This window comes from Sinorhizobium sp. BG8 (assembly GCF_016864555.1).
GTDB lineage: Bacteria > Pseudomonadota > Alphaproteobacteria > Rhizobiales > Rhizobiaceae > BG8.
Window position 1 is genome coordinate 3,152,939 of record NZ_CP044011.1, and the last position, 18,346, is coordinate 3,171,284.

The 18,346-nt window shown below is 63.7% G+C and carries 9 protein-coding genes and 1 pseudogene; 3 read left to right on the plus strand and 7 right to left on the minus strand.

Annotation, left to right across the window (positions count from 1 at the left end):
- Nucleotides 1-442: 442 nt before the first annotated feature.
- Nucleotides 443-6,586, plus strand: coding sequence for a kinesin (locus F3Y30_RS14940; protein WP_203423447.1), 6,144 nt, complete (start codon nt 443-445; stop codon nt 6,584-6,586).
- Nucleotides 6,587-6,837: 251 nt separating this feature from the next.
- Here the strand turns inward: F3Y30_RS14940 and F3Y30_RS14945 are convergent, their stop codons facing one another.
- The 4 genes from F3Y30_RS14945 to F3Y30_RS14960 form a co-directional block, all read right to left on the minus strand.
- The gene (locus F3Y30_RS14945) at nt 6,838-7,455 is read right to left on the minus strand and encodes an ABC-type transport auxiliary lipoprotein family protein (RefSeq protein ID WP_203423448.1); all 618 of its coding nucleotides are present in this window, start codon (nt 7,453-7,455) and stop codon (nt 6,838-6,840) included.
- A 229-nt stretch (nt 7,456-7,684) separates the two neighbouring features.
- A complete protein-coding gene (locus tag F3Y30_RS14950; protein ID WP_203423449.1) occupies nt 7,685-9,055 on the minus strand; it encodes an MlaD family protein in 1,371 nt (456 codons plus the stop codon).
- Nucleotides 9,056-9,101: 46 nt separating this feature from the next.
- Nucleotides 9,102-9,890 carry an ABC transporter ATP-binding protein gene (locus F3Y30_RS14955; protein WP_203423450.1) on the minus strand — a complete coding sequence of 263 codons (789 nt, stop codon included), beginning with the start codon at nt 9,888-9,890 and terminating at the stop codon, nt 9,102-9,104.
- A gap of 14 nt (nt 9,891-9,904) precedes the next feature.
- Nucleotides 9,905-11,056: an MlaE family lipid ABC transporter permease subunit gene (locus tag F3Y30_RS14960; RefSeq protein ID WP_203423451.1), complete on the minus strand. Its 1,152-nt coding sequence runs from the start codon at nt 11,054-11,056 to the stop codon at nt 9,905-9,907.
- A gap of 132 nt (nt 11,057-11,188) precedes the next feature.
- Between F3Y30_RS14960 and dgcA the strand changes: the two genes are divergently transcribed.
- Nucleotides 11,189-12,172, plus strand: a complete 984-nt coding sequence (gene dgcA / locus F3Y30_RS14965; RefSeq protein WP_203423452.1) for an N-acetyl-D-Glu racemase DgcA — start codon at nt 11,189-11,191, stop codon at nt 12,170-12,172.
- On the opposite strand, the gene F3Y30_RS14970 is transcribed toward dgcA, so the two are convergent.
- The gene (locus tag F3Y30_RS14970) at nt 12,124-13,344 is read right to left on the minus strand and encodes an MFS transporter (RefSeq protein ID WP_203423453.1); all 1,221 of its coding nucleotides are present in this window, start codon (nt 13,342-13,344) and stop codon (nt 12,124-12,126) included. The genes dgcA and F3Y30_RS14970 overlap by 49 nt on opposite strands.
- Before the next feature lie 208 nt (nt 13,345-13,552).
- Nucleotides 13,553-14,305 (minus strand): annotated as a pseudogene (locus tag F3Y30_RS14975) (UDP-2,3-diacylglucosamine diphosphatase); the annotation flags it as partial.
- Nucleotides 14,306-14,540: 235 nt separating this feature from the next.
- On the opposite strand from F3Y30_RS14975, the gene F3Y30_RS14980 reads away from it, so the two are divergent.
- Nucleotides 14,541-16,850, plus strand: coding sequence for an NADP-dependent malic enzyme (locus F3Y30_RS14980; RefSeq protein WP_203423456.1), 2,310 nt, complete (start codon nt 14,541-14,543; stop codon nt 16,848-16,850).
- Between the two features lie 151 nt (nt 16,851-17,001).
- Here the strand turns inward: F3Y30_RS14980 and F3Y30_RS14985 are convergent, their stop codons facing one another.
- A complete protein-coding gene (locus F3Y30_RS14985) occupies nt 17,002-18,057 on the minus strand; it encodes a phytanoyl-CoA dioxygenase family protein (RefSeq protein ID WP_203423457.1) in 1,056 nt (351 codons plus the stop codon).
- Nucleotides 18,058-18,346 lie beyond the last annotated feature (289 nt).

Sequence of the window (18,346 nt, forward strand, 5' to 3'; positions counted from 1 at the left end):
TGGACGCAGACGACACGGACGACCTGAATCGGCACCCAGCCCGGCCGGATTTCGCAAACTATGGTTAACGACTGCTAAACCTCGTTGTTTTCTCGGTTTTCCATTATGATACAACGCTCCAAGCGCTTAAGTTTCTGTTAAGATTCAAGCGAAGGGAGATGGCAATCAATTGTGCGATACGGGCTAATGTGTCACTACGATACGGTTCGGATCTGTCTAGGCCCCAAAGGTCGGGACAGTCCTGGTGGATAACCGCTTTCTCGGGGTACCCGCCTTGCGGAATTGCGAATATCCAGCGAATTTGGAATGAAGAGTGGTAAAGGGTTTGGCAGGCCATGAGGGCTTGTCGTCTGACCCGTCACTACCGGGATCCCGGGCATTTCCCCGTGCTGGCGGCAGGGAAAAACCGGAACTCCCGCGGAATGTAGCGAGGCGTATCCGCATGGCGACGAACAAGACCAACGAGTCGATTGACGACAAGGCCTTCCAGGCGTTGGAGGAGGCCCTGAAGATCGACTTTGACGATCTCGTAGCGGAAACCCCGCCTTCTCCCAAGAAGGAAACCGCGGAAGCCCGTGTGCCCGAACCTGCGAACCGCGCAGCAAAGCCTGCACAGGAAAAGGTTTCGACGGCAAAGGCCGAACAGCCTGCGAAAGCGTTGAACCCCGAACCGGCCCCCAAGGCTCCGGTCTTCGCGCCCGCAAACGACGCTTCCCGCAAATCGCCGGCCGCGATTCTCAAGTCGCTGGACATGCGCTCCAACCGCGCTTCCATCCGGATGGCGATTCTCGTCTCGGTCCTTTGGGTGATCGGGGCGCTCGGCGTCGCCAACCTGCTTTATGCACCGCAGATCTGGCAGATCAACTCGGTCGCCGATCTCCTCGCCCTCCCCGGCGCCATCGGCATGATCGTCGCAACCGTGATGCCGATCATGCTCTTCTTCGCATTTGCGATCATGATCTCCCGCGCTCACGAATTGCGCAGCGCCGCCCGCTCGATGGCCGAAGTCGCCCTGCGCCTGTCGGATCCGGAAACCGTGGCCTCGGATCGCATCATGTCCGTCGGTCAGGCCGTACGCCGTGAAGTCTCGGCAATGAACGAGGGTATCGAGCGCACGATCGCAAGGGCGACCGAACTCGAGACGCTCGTCCACTCCGAAGTCAATGCGCTGGAACGCAGCTACGCCGACAACGAGATGCGCGTGCGCACCCTCGTTCAGGAACTCGGCGCCGAACGCGAGGCGATCGTCAGCCACTCCGAGCGCTTGCGCTCGTCGATCTCCGGCGCGCACGAGCATCTGAAGGACGAACTGTCCACGGCGCTTGAAAACATCACGCAGCGGATCGGCACCTCCGGCGAGGCGTTTGCCTCGATGATCGACACCCGTGCGGCCATGCTGATGGAAAAGTCCGACAGCGCGACCCAGACCATCGGCGCGATGCTCTCGGCCCGCACCGATACATTGCTGTCGACGCTCAGCTCCTCGGGCGTGGCGCTCACCAACGAATTCGATTCGCGCATCGAGCAGCTGGCCGAGTCGCTTGAGCGGCAGGGCCAGGTGCTGCTCCACCAGTTCGAGACCCGCGCGTCTTCGCTCGACGCGAACACGGAAAAACTCAACGCGGCACTCAACGAGCGGGCGCGCCAGCTCAATGAGACGCTGATCGCCCGCACCCGCGAAATCAACGAAAGCCTGACGATCGGGCAGCAGGCGGTGACGTCCGGCCTCGACGACGTCATCCAGTCGATGAACGCCACGCTCGACGACAAGGGCGCCCAGTTCCGCCAGAGCCTCAAGAACGCCGCCGACGACACGATCATGGATCTCGATCTGCGCTCCGGCTTCTTCGACGAGAAGATGCAGGCGACGGTGGGGCATATCGCCAGCGCCTTCGACAACCGCGTGGCCGATTTTGCCGCAGCCTTCGATTCGCGCGCCGGCTCGCTCGATTCCAAGCTCATGGAGAGCCTCGCCCGCATCAACGAAACCATCGCGGGCGGCTCCGATTCGCTCGAGGGCCTGCTTTCCAGCAGCATCGATCGCCTCGGCTCGACGCTGACCGATCAGTCCTTCGCACTGGCGACCGCACTTGCAACGGGCCAGGAAGTATTCGAGAGCGCTATCGGCGACCACGCTGACCGTATCGGCGCGGCCGTAAGCGGCGCACACGAGAAGATGGGCGCCGTGCTCACCGACCGCTCAACGATCCTCCTTTCGGGGCTCGCGGACGCGCAGGCACGGATCGAGAACGGCTTCGGCGCCCGTGCCGACACCCTTGCCGACGTCATCGCCGGCAGCGAGAAGCGTCTGAGCCAGGCGCTTGATTCGCGCGGCTCGACGCTTGCCTCCGATATCCAGGCCGCGCAGGAACGCATGGAAGAAGCGCTCGGCGCCCGCGCCGACGAGATCACGTCCTCCATTGCTGCAAGCCACAATCGAATCGACCACGCGCTGTCAGAACGCACCGCCGCGCTTTCCAGCATGCTGAACGAAAGCGGCGGAGCGCTCGAAACTGCCGTCACCGGGGCAGCAAATCGCGTCGAAAACGCACTTTCCGGCGCTGCCGGCCAGATCGATGATGTCCTTGCCGGCCGCACCTCTACCCTCTCCGGCGTACTGACCCGGACCACTGACACCATGCAGGCGGCAATCGACGCCGCGGCCTCGCGCGTCGAGACGGTTCTCTCCGAGGGCAGTCAGCAGATCGGTGGCGTCCTCTCGGGCCAGGCGAGCGAGTTCGCAAACGCCTTCTCCGGTCGCGCAGCCGAAATCGCCGAAACCCTTTCGGGCCGCGCCGCGGAACTCGCCGGCTCCCTCGTTTCAACTCACGAGCAGATCCGTGCCACGCTCGATGACCGCGTCAACGCGATCAACGTCGTGATCTCCGAAGGCCGCAACCAGCTCGCCGAAACGCTTAACGATCAGGTGACCGCGCTCGGGACCTCGATTGCCACCAGCACCGGCATGCTCGAAATGACGCTCGAGCAACACGAGGAGAACATCCGCCGCACCATCGACAACAGCGCGAGCGTTCTCGACGAGCGCGTTCGCGGCAGTGCCGGCGCCATCGCCACCCGCCTCGGTGAAACTTCACAGCAGATTTCGCAGGCGGCCGAAGCTTTCGGCAACCGCATGGAGTCCACCCTCGACAATGTCACGACCCGCTTCACAGACGTCGAAGGCCGCATGGAGAGCAATCTCGGTGCCCTCGAATCCCGTCTCCAGAGCAGCGTCGAAAGCGTTTCCGGCCTGGTCGACACGGTCGGCAACCGGATTTCGGACACGCTTGCGGGTCAGGTCAGCGATCTCGACCGGATCAGCTCCGAGGCTGCCGCTCGCATTTCCGAGACGCTTTCCGGCAGTTCTGCCGAACTCGACCGCGTCGCCTCCACCGTCACCACCCGCCTTGCTGAGAGCCTGACGGGCGGAACTGCGGAAATCGATCGTGTGAGCTCCACGGCCGCGGCCCGCATCACCGATGCCCTGTCCGGCACCTCCTCGGAACTCGACCGCCTCAGCACGACAGTTGCCTCGCGGATTTCCGAGAGCCTCGCCGGCGGAACTTCGGAACTCGACCGGGCGAGTGAAACTGCGGCAGCGCGGATCGCCGAGACGCTGGCCAATAGTTCCTCCGAATTCGATCGCGTGACGTCTACCGTCGCCAGCCGGATTACCGAGAGCCTCACTGCAGGGACGTCCGAGCTCGATCGCGTGACCTCTACCGTGGCCACCCGTATCGCCGATAGCCTCACCGCGGGGACGTCCGAGCTCGACCGCGCGAGTGCTGCGGCCTCTGCCCGGATCGGCGAGACGCTGTCCACCGGCGCTTCCGAGCTGGATCGCATCAGCACAGCCGCCGTTACGCGCGTCTCCGAAGGCATCTCCGGCCACGCCGAGGAACTGGAGCGCGTCGGTAACGAGATCTCCGGTCGCCTTGCCGGCGCCCTCTCCGGCCCGATCTCCGAGATCGACCGTATCGCCAGCGAGGCTTCCTTCCGACTTTCCGAGACTCTCGGCGAGAAGATTTCGGACATCGATCGCGTCAGCGACGAAGCCGCCAACCGCATCGGCGGGACGATCGACGAGCGCACCGGGCGCATCGAGGAACGCCTGTCCACCATGGACAAGGCCCTCACGATCGGCCTCGACAACGTCAACCGCACCATCGATGGCAAGGCCGCCGGACTTGCGCAGACCCTGCGCGAAGCCGTGACCAATGCGACCGAGGAGATGGATGCCCAGGCCGTTCGTTCGGCACAGTCCATCGCCAAGACCGGCGAAGAGTTCGTGACCCTTGGCAACTCGCTTCGCGGAGCCATGTCCAGGGCGGCCCAGGAAATGGGCGCCGAAGCATTGCGGGCCACCGAAACGATCGCAAAGAGCGGCGACGAGTTCGCAAGCGCTCTTGCCGCCCGCAGCGAAGCCTTCACGCGCTCTGTCGAGCAGAGCACGGTTGCCGCCGCAGAGCGTTTCGCCGAAACGGAGGGCCGCATCGAGAACCAGAGCAGCGCCATCCGCCAGGGCCTTTCGGACGTCGAGAAGGCACTCGAGGCACGCGGCGCCGCAATCCGCGCCACCCTCGACGACCGTACGCGCGAACTCAACTCCATGCTGGCCAGCCGCTCGGCGGAACTGTCCAAGCTCATCGAGGAACAGGCACGTCCCGTCATTGACCAGTACGCTGCGACCGGTCGCGAGGCCGCCGAGCGCCTGTCGGCTGTCGCGCAGGAAAGCGCAGATCGCCTGAAGGCGGAGAACGCGGCCCTCATCAATGCGATCAGCTCGCGCACAGCCGACACGCTGAGCGCCATCACGGCCCGCACGGAGGAAGCAGCCCAGACGCTGAACGCCGCCGAGAACAGCCTGCAGGGCAGCGTGCTCGCACTGATCGGCCGTCTCTCCCAGAGCAACGGCGCGATCTCGGAGCTGATCGAACAGGCGGGCACCACGCTCGCCCAGGTAGACGAACGCCTCGTCGGAACGTCCGAGCGCTTCTCGTCCTCCGCCGAACGGGCAGCAGACATGGTATCCACCACGACTCGCCTGCTCGAGGGCAAGGTCGACCGCCTCTCGAACATTTCGTCCGGCACCCTTTCGCAGATCGGTGGCATCGTGAGCCGCTTCGAGGATCATTCGAAGATCCTCGGTCAGGCATCTGACCTGCTGTCGGCCGCCCAGTCCAACCTCGTCACGACGCTCGAAGAGCGCCAGGATGCGCTGCGTGCCCTCTCCGTCGGTCTCGTTCAGCGGTCCGAGGAAATAGAGCAGACCATGCGTTCGCTCGAAGGCATGGTGGAAGGCGTCTTCTCGCGCGCCGAGGCTCGCTCGGGCGAGATCGCAAACAATCTGAAGACCGGCATCCAGGGCTCGTTCAGCGACGTTGGACGCATTCTCGGAGAAACGGAAAAGCGCGCAGAGAATGCCGCTATTTCGCTGCGCGAGACGCTCGCGCGGGCCGGTGAGGAAGCTGGCCGCTCCGTCGAGGGTGCCTTCTCGGGCGCCGAGGCACGCACCAAGGAAGTTGCCGAGCGTCTGCGCGGCAGCGTCAGCACGACGCTCGCGGACGTCGACCGCCTGCTCGGCGAATCCGGCAAGAAGTCGGATGCCGCCGCAGCCCAGATGCGCGAAGCACTGCGGGGCGCTGTCGAGGAAGCTATGGGCAAGTTCTCCGGCGCAACCGACGAAATCCGCCGCGCTGCCACGGAAATCCGCAAGGAACTGGATCAGACGCGCGGCGAGCTGAAGCGCGGCGCCTTCGACCTTCCCGAGGAAGCCAAGGAGAACGCCGCCCAGATGCGCCGGGCAGTCAGCGAGCAGATCAAGGCGCTGCAGGACCTGTCCGACATCATCGGCAAGTCTGCCAGCACGCTCGAAATCTCGCGGCCCGTCGCCCAGGCGCCAGTCGTCCAGACGCCTGTTGCCCAGCCCGCCGTGGTCGTTCAGGCGCCGCCCGCACAGGTCGTCCAGCAGCCGGCCGTCACCCAGCCGGTCCAGCAGCCCGCTCGCACCGAGCGGCGGGAGGAAACCCCTGCGCTCCGCGGAAGCCTCGGCATCGAGCGTGCAGCTCCCCAGGCGACGCGCAGCGAGCCCGCCCGTTCCCAGCCGGTGGCAAGCCAGAACGGCGAAGGCGGCTGGGTCCGCGATCTCCTGCGTGGGGCATCCCGCGAGGAATCCCAGTTCGGCACGCAGCAGCGCGGCGACAACCAGATGACCCGGGCAGCCGACACGCGCAATCCCCGGCACGTGGTCGAGTCCCTCAACTCGCTCTCGGTCGATATCGCCCGCGCCATAGACCATGACGCCTCGGTGGACCTCTGGCGCCGCTATCAGCGCGGCGAGCGCGACGTCTTCACGCGTCGCCTCTACACACTGAAGGGCCAGCAGACCTTCGACGAGATCAAGCGCAAGTACGATCGCGAGCAGGAGTTCCGCACGGCGGTCGATCGCTACATCAGCGATTTCGAGAAGCTTCTGGCCGACGTTGCCCGCAACGACCGTGACAAGACGCTGACCCAGACCTACCTGACCTCCGACACCGGCAAGGTCTACACCATGCTCGCTCACGCGGCTGGCCGTCTCAGCTGACGGACACCGCCCGAGAGATCGGGACATCGGAAACGCGATAGAATTGAGAAAAGGCCGCGCGAGCGGCCTTTTTCATGTCGCCGGTTTGCGTCTGGCGTCGTGGCTCCTCGGTGACGGACCGTCGCGATCAGCCGACTGCCGCCGCCGTGCCCGATCCCTATACGCGCGCGAAAAAGACACGGCATTTCATCGCCCTATGGCGAAGCGCTCGTGCAATGGTTGGAAAATGGGTAGAGCGGTCAGGAGCTACGTCAGATGGACGAAAGCGTCCAGGCGACGATTTCCGCGGTGGCCGAAGCCGACGCGGCGTCGAGTGCTGCGACGAAGTCGGGATTGGCGGCGCCCGAGACCGGAGCCGTTGTCCGGAACGACTTCTGAGCGCGGACCGTGCCGTTGCGATCGTTGAGGATCTTGGCATAGATCTCCACGACGGCCGTATCGGCGCCGGACGTCTGGATTTCGAAGGAGCGGATGTTGGTGACGACCTGGTAGTCGATCGCAAGCCCTTCGCCGGGCCTTCCGACCCCGCCGACGCGACCGGAATTCTCGAAGGCCTGAATCAGCTTCGCCTGGACGATTTTCGGCAGGCGGTCGCTCCACTGCGAATTCGCGAGGTTCTGTATCTCCGTGCTCGACGTCCTGACGACGACCTGCTGGCTGTCGAGCGCCTTGAGCGCGGACGGTTCCGGAACGAGGATCTGCCTGTTGCGGGCGGAAGGTCCTTCGACGAGCGGTACGGCAGACAGTCCGTAGGTATCGTTCTTTGCCTTCCCGCTGCCGCAGGCCGTAAGCGTCGCCGCCAGTACGGAAACCAGCGCCAATCTTGCCGCTGCTCCGCCAAGTGGGCGCCCCCTACCCGATACCCTCATCTGCACACGTACCTCTTAGCGCATTGCCGAGCGGCGAAGAGGTGACCGGCAGAAGAAACAACCATCAGTCGTTCCGGCTCTGCACACCAAGGTTGGATTCGCCGCGAATCCAAGCGTTAACAATGTCTAGCAGTCCCCCGGCTGGGTGTCACCGGCAGGCGCGCATACAAATTGGCCGTGTCGTTGCATGCGTTCGCGGGTGTGGAAGTCCCGCCACACCCGCCCGGGTTCAGCGGCGCGTGCGCCCGTCGAACTGCTTCACGGTTTCGCCGCCGAACAGCAGGCGCTGGGGATTGCGATTGAAGTCGGAGATCGTGCTGTCGAGGTTGTCCACGGTGCGGCGCGTATCGCTCACGAGCGTCTGTACGTCCCTGAGGCCGGTGCTGGTGAAGCGTTGCAGGTTGTCGGCAATCGGTCCGATACGGCCGTTCAGCGAATCGGCAACATTCCGGAAGGATTGCAGCGTTTCGCGCGCCTCGGCGAACAGCGATTGCGTGTTCCCCTCGCCCAGCACGCCGTCGAGCTTGGCGAGAATGCCGTCGACGCGCGTCGAAGCGGCATTGAGCTTGCCCGCCATCTCCCTGACGTCGGTGATCGTCTGGTCGATATCCTCCTGGCGCGAGCCGATCTTCTCGGCCACTCCGCTGAACGAAGCGATGGCCTTGCGTGCGTCGGCGCTCGCGGCGGAGACGTCGTTGACGACGTTTCCGACCTTTTGCGGATCGACGCTCAGAACAAGCTTGTCCAGCCGGTCGAGCGAGGCGGTTGCGTTCTGGCCGAGAACCCGGAACGTCTCGGCCGCATTTTTGAAGCTGTCGACCGTTGCCTTGATGTCCCCCGAAGCAGATGCGATGTCGGTCGTCACCTTGTCCACGTTGCTGACGACATGGTCGACCTTCTTGGGATCGACCGCCTTGATCAGTGCGTCGATGGACGCCATCGTCTCGTCGAGCCGACCTGACATGCCCTTGAAGGTCTCGGAAAGCCCGCCGATGCTCTGCAGGAAGGCGTCGATATTGTCCGAGTTGCGGGTGAGCGCGTCGGAGAAGCGTTCCGCATTGCGGATCGTGGTGGTCAGCGGGCCACGGGCGTCGGAAACGAACCCCTGGACATCCGCGATCGCCGAATCGGCGCGTTTCAGGATCTTGTCCGCCGTCGCCAGAAGGTTGGTGACGCTCGACTGCTCGGCCGTCAGGATCGCCGTGCCGTTGTTGTCGAGCGCGTCGCGCAGGATATTGGGATCGTTGACCGCACCACCGCCGAGCTCGATATAGGCGGCGCCTGTCAGGCCCTGCACCTCAAGCACGGCCTTGGTCGACTTCTTGACCGGCGCGGCCGTCTGAACCTCGGTCAGCGCAATGGAGAAGCGCGGATCGTCCGAATCGATTGCGAGGCTGCGCACCGTACCGACGGGAATGCCGTTGAACCGCACCGGTGAGCCGACGCTGAGGCCATTGGCGGACCCCGGAATGCGGATCGCCAGCGGCGCCATCTCGCCGCCCCGGCCGTATTGCGACATCCAGTAGACAAATCCGAAGGCCGCGGCCATGACGAGAACAGTGAATAAGCCGACGAGGGCGTAGTTGGCCTTAGTTTCCATGTATCATGCGTTCCCGTCTTTGGTTGGCATCCGTTCTGCGTCCTGACTACTCGTGCCGGGGAATGGAGCGGGCGCGCTTGCCCCTGAAGTATGATTTCACCCAGGGGTCGTCGCAACCGAGCATATCGTCGACCGTTCCCTCGACGAGCACCCGCTTCTGACCGAGCACCGCGATCCGGTCGCAGACCGAAAAGAGGCTGTCGAGGTCGTGGGTTACCATATACACGGTCAATCCGAGAGTGTCGCGCAGTTTGGCGATCAGGTCGTCGAATTCGGACGCCCCGATCGGGTCGAGCCCCGATGTCGGTTCGTCCAGGAAGACCAGGTCGGGATCGAGGGCGAGCGCGCGGGCAAGTGCCGCGCGCTTGATCATCCCGCCCGAAAGTTCGGAAGGAAACTTGGAGGCAGCTTCCGGGGCGAGGCCCACGAGTTCGATCTTCAGCCGCGCCAGTTCATCCATCATCGGCTGCGGCAGATCGAGATACTCCCGCATCGGCACCTGGATGTTCTCCAGAACCGTGAGTGACGAGAAGAGCGCCCCGTGCTGGAACAGAACCCCAAGCCGCATGTCGAGTGCGATGCGTTCCTCGTCGGTGGCCTTGTCGAAGTCGGCACCCAGGATATGGATCGATCCCCCGCGGCGCGGCAGAAGCCGGAGCACGGTGCGCATCAGCACGGACTTGCCCGCCCCCGATGCGCCGACGAAACCGAGGATCTCGCCCCGGTATATGTCGAGGTTCAGCCGGTCGAGCACGAGATTGTCACCGAAGCCCACCGTCAAATCCTTGACGGAGAGCACCACTTCCGGGGTCTTGAGCGAATGGGCGCTGTTCATCTCACACCTGCCGATCAGAAATCTATGGCGGCGTAGAAAACCGCGAAAAGGCCGTCGACCAGGATGACGACGAAGATCGACTTCACGACGGACGCCGTCACCCTCCGGCCGAGCGATTCGGCGCTTCCGCCGACCTTCAGCCCCTCCACCGATGCGACGATACCGATGATGAGGGCCATGAATGGCGCCTTGATCATACCGGAGACGATGGTGGACAGGTCGATCGCCTCCTTCAGCCGCGACAGGAACGTGTCATAGGTGACGCCGGAATAAAGGTCGGCGACGACGGCCGCGCCGAACAGCGCAGCGAAGTTTGCAATGATTGTCAGAAGCGGCAACGCCACGGTGAGCGCCACAAGCCGCGGAAAAACCAGCACGCCGATGGGGCTGAGGCCCATCACCTTCAGCGCGTCGACTTCCTCGCGCATCTTCATCGAGCCGATTTCGGCGGTGATCGCACTTCCTGAACGTCCAGCGATCATGATCGCGGTCAGGAGCACGCCGATTTCGCGAAGCTGCAGGATACCGACGAGATCGACCACGAAGACTTCCGCGCCGAAGTAGCGTAGCTGGAAGGCCCCCTGCTGGGCGATGATTGCACCGATGAGGAAGGACATCAGCGTGATGATCGGCACCGCCCGTACGCCCATATGGTCGATCTGGTGCACGACGGCAGCGGGCGAGAGGCCGCCCTTGCGTCCGAGCTTCAGTTGCGCTCCCCTGACTGCAGATCCGAGAATGAACAGGGCAGCGACGACATCGCTCCAGATCTCGGCCATCGTCTCGCCGATCGGCGCGAATATGCGCACGAACAGTCGCGTATCCTCCTCCTCGGCCTTGGGTTGCGGGAGTTGCTCCGGCAGTGCCGAGACGAGATCCGCATAGCGCGCGCCGTCGTCAGTCAGCTGGACCTCGATGCCCGCAGCCTGACGGTCGGACATCGCCTTGCGAATCAGCCATGCCCCCGCCGTGTCCAGCCCCTCGACTTCGCTGAGATCGATCTGCAGCCGCCCCCCGCGGTTGGACTTCTCGAGATCGGCAAGCCGTCTTTGCGCGGCCACGGCCGTCTGGTGCGTCCAGTCGCCGGACAGCCGCCAGACTTCGCCGTTGCCATCGGGTAGACTGTCGGTCCTGATTTGTGCGGGGGCGTCCGATGGCGGGTTCAAGTCTCTTGCATCTTCCGGTGCTTAGGGTCAGGAAATATGCGTCACTCATACCGGCTCGGTTGCAATCTGTCACCGACAGAACCTTCGTTCAGTGATGCCGGACGCCGAAATTCCATGCTACGGGAAACAGATATGTCACGCACCCTCACGACCACAAGCGAAAGCTTCCCGATCGCCGGTACATTCACCATTTCCCGCGGTGCCAAGACGACTGCGGAGGTCGTGACATGCCGGATCTCCGCAGGCGCCCATGTGGGTTGGGGCGAGTGCGTTCCCTATGGCCGCTATGGCGAAACGGTCGCTTCGGTGCTGGACCAGATAAGCGCTGTCGCCGCCGAGATCGAGGCAGGCGCAAACCGCGTGGATCTGCAGAGCCTGATTTCCGCCGGTGCCGCCCGAAATGCGCTCGACTGCGCCCTTTGGGACCTCGAGGCCAAGACTGCCGGCCGGCCGGTCTGGTCCATGATCGGCCGGGACGAGCCCTCGCCGCTCGTCACCGCCTATACCATCTCCCTCGGCGAACCGGACGTTATGGCGAAGGCTGCCGCCGAGCATGCCCATCGGCGCCTGCTGAAGGTCAAGTTGGGCACCAGCGACGACGTGAGCCGAATCCGTGCGGTGCGGGCCGCCGCCCCTCAGAGCGACATTATCGTCGATGCGAACGAAGGCTGGACTGCCGACTCTCTCGCCCGCCATTTCAACGCATGCGCCGAGGCAGGCATTGCGCTTGTCGAACAGCCGCTTCCGGCCGGCAAGGACGAAGCGCTTCGGCATATGGCCCGCCCTGTACCCGTTTGCGCAGACGAGAGCGTCCACCTGTCGGGCGATCTTGCAGCACTGTGCGACCGGTACGATGCGATCAACATAAAACTCGACAAGGCCGGAGGCCTCACCGAGGCCCTCGCCATGCGCGACACAGCCCGTGCGCTCGGGCTGAAGGTCATGGTCGGCTGCATGGTCGGCACGTCTCTCGGCATGGCGCCGGGCGTGCTTCTTGCCCAGGGCGCGGAATTCGTCGATCTCGACGGCCCGCTGCTCCTGGCGCGTGACCGCGTACCGGGTTTGCACTATGAAGCCTCGGAGGTCTTCCCGCCCGAAGGCAGGCTCTGGGGCTGACATTTTCGCGCCAGGAGCACGAAGGCGAAGCCGGTCGCGGCCACCACGGACATCAGGTAGAAGGCCTTCACGCCGTACCAGGCGTAGGCATAGCCGGAAACGAACGTCGCGATCGCCATGAATATGCCGTTGTAAAGAAAGTAGACCCCCTGGGCCGAGGCTTCCCGGTCCTCGGAAACCCTCTGCACGATGCGGTTCTGGACACCGATATGGATGCTCGCATAGGTAAAGGCGTGCAGACATTGCAGGGCGAAATAGCCTTCGAGGCCGACGTCCTGCGGGTAGAAGAGCCAGCGCGCAACGGCTACGGCGCAGCCGAAGATGATCATCGACCACAGGCTGAAGCGGCGCCTCAGCTGCACGGCGAATACGAAAACCAGCACTTCGGCGAAGACGCCCGCGCTCCACAGCAGGCCGATCTGCGTCCCGGTGAAGCCGAGCGTTTCCCAGTAGATCACTGAAAACGCGAAGAGCAGTGCGTGGCTGGCATTCACCAGCGCCGCCCCGACAAGCATGAACTGCACGTCCTTCTGGCGCAGTGAGCTCGCCGGGCCGACGGCGAGCGCCGAGATGGGCGACGGTCGGCGCGGCTTGCCGATTCGCGGCGCCATGAGCGCCACAAGCACCATCGAAACGAAACCGGTCGCCATCGACGGCAGAACCATCGCTCCACCGTACAGCCCCGAAAGCCATCCGCCGACCATCGTGGCGGCGATGAAGGCCAAAGACCCCCAGTATCGCATCTTCCCGTAGTCGAAGTTCCAGCGCCGCACGCCGCTGAGCGCAATCGCCTCGGTAATCGGCACGAACGGGGCATAGACAGCACCCTGCAGCGTGTAGATGAGAAGAACCGGCCAGAAGCTGTTGCTGAGGAACAGCGCGCAGGCGGTCATCAGCGACAATACCGCCGACCAGACCAGCACATGCGCGCGCTCGCCGATACGATCGGCAAGGACCCCGGCAAGCGGCGCCGTAAACACCCGGACGACCATCGGCACCGCGAGCACGATGCCGATCTGGAAGTCGTCAAACGCCAGTGAGGAGAGCCACAGGGGAAAAAACGGGAGGCCGATGCCATTGACCAGCATCGGCGCTGAGAAAACGAGCGCGATCCGCTCGGCGAAAAACCGCGGCGCGCCTGACGTTGGCGTCGTACCCTGCTGGGCGTTCATGTGAGGAACCTGAAGCGAGAGAGACTCTCGATCTACCACGACGAGGTACGTACGCCAATCCGTGAATGTGTATTGCTCATCATTGCTGTGATGCGACGCACAGACGCAAGGATCAGGCCGCTTCGGGCTGCCTTCCGGCGGGAAGGTCGATCCCGATCGGCAGGGTGACCTGTTCGGGGGCGGTCAGGCTGCCGGTCGCGCCGAAGTGTCGCCACGTCACGAGTTCCATGCGACCGTCGAAATTCTCGACGATCGCCGTGCAGCTTTCGACCCAGTCTCCGGTGTTGATGTAGCGGATCCCGTCAATGTCCTCGATGGTCGCGTGATGGATGTGCCCGCAGATCACCCCGTCGGCCGCATGCTTGCGCGCCTCTTCCGCCACGACCCGCTGGAATTCGCCGATGAAGTTCACGGCATGCTTCACCTGAAGCTTGGCCCAGGCCGAGAATGACCAGTACGGCAGGCCGATCCGCCGGCGCACCGCAGCAAGCGCGATGTTGATCGCCATGGCCGCGTCGTAGGCCCAGTCGCCGAGATAGGCGAGCATGCGGGCGTTGCGCACGACGACATCGAATTCGTCGCCGTGAAGGACGAGATATCGCCGCCCGTCGGCAGCCTCGTGCAGCATCTGCGGTACCACTTCGATGCCGCCGAAATGTGTTCCCGGAAAATCGCGGAGAAACTCGTCGTGATTGCCCGGAATATAGACGATGCGCGTCCCCTTGCGCGCCTTGCGCAGGAGCTTCTGGACGACGTCGTTGCAGCTCTGCGGCCAGTACCAGTTTCGCTTCAGCCGCCACCCGTCGATGATGTCCCCGACCAGCACGATCGTGGCGGCCTCATGGTGGCGGAGGAAGTCGAGGAGGAAATCGGCCTTTGCCGCCTTGGAACCCAGGTGGATGTCGGACAGGAAGAGGGTACGAACATGCCTGACATGCGGCTCTGCCTTGATGGGGGACATCCTTGATCTCTCCGGGTACTGACTTGGGCGTGAAAGCGCGCCGGCCCTTAGTCCGGGTAAAACCAGACTCGTGTATCAGGAAAATGACAGGCCCTCCGTGACCGGAGCGCCCGCTGATATTGTTTCTTGCAAGCCCGGTCATTTGAGGCTTTATGGCGTCAACGGGATTCACGGCACGCTGGAGACGGCTCCGGACATCTCGCGGCGAAGTGGCGCGGAACTGGAAGAGAGCACGATGACGACGGGTGACAAGACGAAGAAGCCAACACCGGCAAGCGGCGATATCGACCAGCAGGCACTGTTCTTTCACCGTCACCCGCGCCCCGGCAAGCTCGAGATCCAGCCGACCAAGCCTCTCGGCAACCAGCGCGACCTCGCACTCGCCTACTCTCCCGGCGTCGCCGCGCCCTGCCTGGCGATCCGCGACAACGCCGAGACGGCCGCGGAGTACACCGCGCGCGCCAACCTCGTCGCCGTCATTTCCAACGGAACCGCCGTTCTCGGTCTCGGCAACATCGGCCCGCTTGCTTCCAAGCCGGTCATGGAAGGCAAGGCGGTCCTGTTCAAGAAGTTTGCCGGCGTGGACGTCTTCGACATCGAGATCGACGCGCCAACCGTGGACGAGATGGTCAATGTCATCTCCGCGCTGGAGCCGACGTTCGGCGGCATAAACCTTGAGGACATCAAGGCACCCGAATGCTTTGACGTGGAACGTCGCCTGCGCGAGAAGATGGATATTCCGGTCTTCCACGACGACCAGCATGGAACGGCGATCATCGTCGCGGCCGCGATCCTCAACGGCCTCGAGCTCGCAGGCAAGGATATCGCCAAGGCGAAGATCGTGGCCTCCGGCGCGGGCGCTGCCGCGCTTGCCTGTCTGAACCTGCTTGTCACTCTCGGCGCGCAACTGGAAAACATCTGGGTCCACGACCTCGAGGGGCTCGTCTACAAGGGCCGCGAAGTCCTGATGGATCCCTGGAAGTCCGTCTATGCGCAGGAGAGCGACAAGCGCCAGCTTTCCGAGACGATCGACGGTGCGGACGTCTTCCTCGGCCTTTCCGCCGCAGGCGTGCTCAAGCCCGAGCTGCTGGCGCGCATGGCCGAAAAGCCGCTGATCATGGCGCTCGCCAATCCGACGCCGGAAATCATGCCCGAGGAAGCGCGTGCAGCCCGTCCCGATGCGATGATATGCACGGGACGCTCCGATTTCCCGAACCAGGTGAACAACGTTCTGTGCTTCCCCTACATCTTCCGCGGCGCGCTTGATTGCGGCGCCCGCACGATCAACGAGGAGATGAAGATGGCGGCGGTCAGGGCGATTGCCGCGCTTGCCCGCGAGGAGCCCTCCGACGTCGCCGCACGCGCCTATTCCGGTGATACGCCCGTCTTCGGCCCCGACTACCTGATCCCCTCGCCGTTCGACCAGCGGCTCATCCTGCGCATTGCGCCCGCGGTGGCGCGCGCAGCAGCTGAATCGGGCGTCGCTGCGCGTCCGATCACGGATTTCGATGCCTATATGGACCAGCTGAACCGCTTCGTGTTCCGCTCCGGCTTCATCATGAAGCCTATCTTCGCGGCAGCGAAGGCGGCGGAGAAGAAGCGAGTGATCTTCGCCGAGGGCGAGGACGAGCGCGTGCTTCGTGCCGCCCAGGTCCTTCTCGAAGAGGCGACCGCCAAGCCGATCCTCATCGGACGCCCCCAGATCATCGAGACGCGCCTCAGACGCTATGGCCTGCGCATTCGCCCGGGAACCGACTTCGAGGTCGTCAACCCGGAAGACGATCCGCGCTACCGCGACTATGTCGACGAGTACTTCGGCCTCGTCGGCCGCCTGGGAGTGATCCCGGAAGCCGCGCGCACGATCGTGCGTACGAACCAGACCGTCATCGGCGCGCTCGCGGTGCGACGCGGGGATGCGGACGCGCTGATCTGCGGCGTCGAGGGACGCTATAGCCGCCACCTTCGCGATGTCTCGCAGATCATCGGCAAGAAGGCGGGCGTTATCGACTTCTCCGGCCTCAGCCTCCTGATCTCCCAGCGCGGCGCGACCTTCTTCACCGATACCTACGTCACGTTCGACCCGTCGGCCGAGGAAGTCGCCGAGATGACCATAATGGCGGCGCAGGAAATCCGCCGCTTCGGGATCACGCCGCGTGCCGCTCTCGTCTCGCACTCGAACTTCGGCTCACGCGATTCCGTCAGCGCCTCGAAGATGCGCAGGGCTCTCGATATCCTCAGGGAAATGGCTCCGGAACTAGAGGTCGACGGCGAAATGCATGGTGATTCCGCCATCTCGGAGTCGCTTCGCCAGCGCGTCATGCCGAACAGCACCCTTTCAGGCGAGGCCAACCTGCTCGTCTTCCCGAACCTCGATGCCGCCAACATCACGCTGGGTGTCCTCAAGACGATGACCGACGGTCTGCACGTCGGGCCGATCCTGCTCGGCACCGCCATGCCGGCCCATATCCTGTCGCCATCTGTAACCTCGCGCGGCGTGGTCAACATGGCGGCACTTGCCGTGGTCGAGGCTTCGTTCCCCGCCTAGCGCGGGGCGCCGCCGACTGTGTCCGGTAAGTTCGCCAGAGCGCGACCGGGCACACCGGGTTTAGGCAGAGCGAATTTGCCGGTCTGCGGCATCAGAAAATGCAAAAGGCCGGACATCACCTGTCCGGCCTTTCGATTTTGGTGAGCAATCTTCAGAGGTTTCGGAGCCTGTCCGACCACTCTTCCGCCTTGCCGGCGCCGGCGGCCTTCCAGGGCGAACCCTTCAGCCCCAGCCTCTCGCGCAGTCCCATGGCGTTGATGATCAGGCGATTCATGCGCGTCCTGATGGCCGGAAGCGATGCAACATGCATTCCGGTGAACGGCAGGAAGGGATTGCGGCGAAGCGATCCATAGATCTCGATCCGCGTCGTGGTCTTGTAGCTCGGGCAACGGGCATGGAAACCGTGCGTGTCGGCGACGATCAGCGTGTTCGCCTTCACCACCATCCTAACCGGCTGGCCGTAGCCGAGTGCGCCCAGCTCGTCGGGCATGATCCGCAACGAACCGCGCGCCGAATACTTGTTTTCGATCGTATCCGAATTCTCGCTGATACGCCGCTCCCAGGCCATCCGCTGATCGGTGACCTTGTGCGAACCGGGCACATACGAAAACGGGCCGTCCTCGTCGCCAACATCCTTCAGAAACAGCCATGCCTTGGCGGTCGGCTGGAACGTGTCGCTGTGCAGCGCGGTTTGCGGGTCGACGCCCGAGTGCGTGACCGCCGACGGCAGGGCCATCACCACCTGGACAACAAGCAGCGGTTCGCCGGCATGCGAGGAAACGTAGCGCAGCAGGTTCTTGATCCGCGGATCGTTGCGGGCCGCCTTGAAGCCCGGCCGGCTTTCCAGATCCGCGTCGTCGATCAGAGCGCGCCGCGTTACCGTCGAGCCCTGCAACATGTCGAAGCGGTCGAAATCGCTCGTATCGAGTTCCTTCTGGACCTGCGCGAAAACCTCCGGCGACAGAAAGTTCTCGATTTTGACGAAGCCATTCTCTTCGTATTGCCGGCGGTGGTCGGCCGATACACTCCCTGCCAGCGACTTGCGGCGCCAGTCCGCCATCTTCATCGCGATCGAGACGCGCTTTTCGTGCAGTCCCATGCGGTTCAGCCGCTTGCTGCCGATGATGGGATTGTCGGCGAAGGATTTGGCGCCCGATGCAAGCTGCAGCGCGTAGAGCGGGCTCATGAGGACGGAAGAAATTCGCATGCCTACCTGCCAATGGTTCAAATGAATGCCGCGCCACTTCGGGGCGCCTTCTGCCGGATGACGAGGCATCTCGGGCTCGACATTCCTGCTACACTACAGCCCGAAAGAGATCAATTCTGCGGCCATCCATCAACATGAATTGTCAACTCCAGTTTTTCCATTCCTCGATCTCCGCGTTGTTCGTTAATCACAAAATCGGGAGCATATTGCTCTTCACCGCCAAGATCTTATGATCGTCGCCACACGCGGTGGATTGCAGCTTGGGGCCGTCGGACAATCGAAAATCACC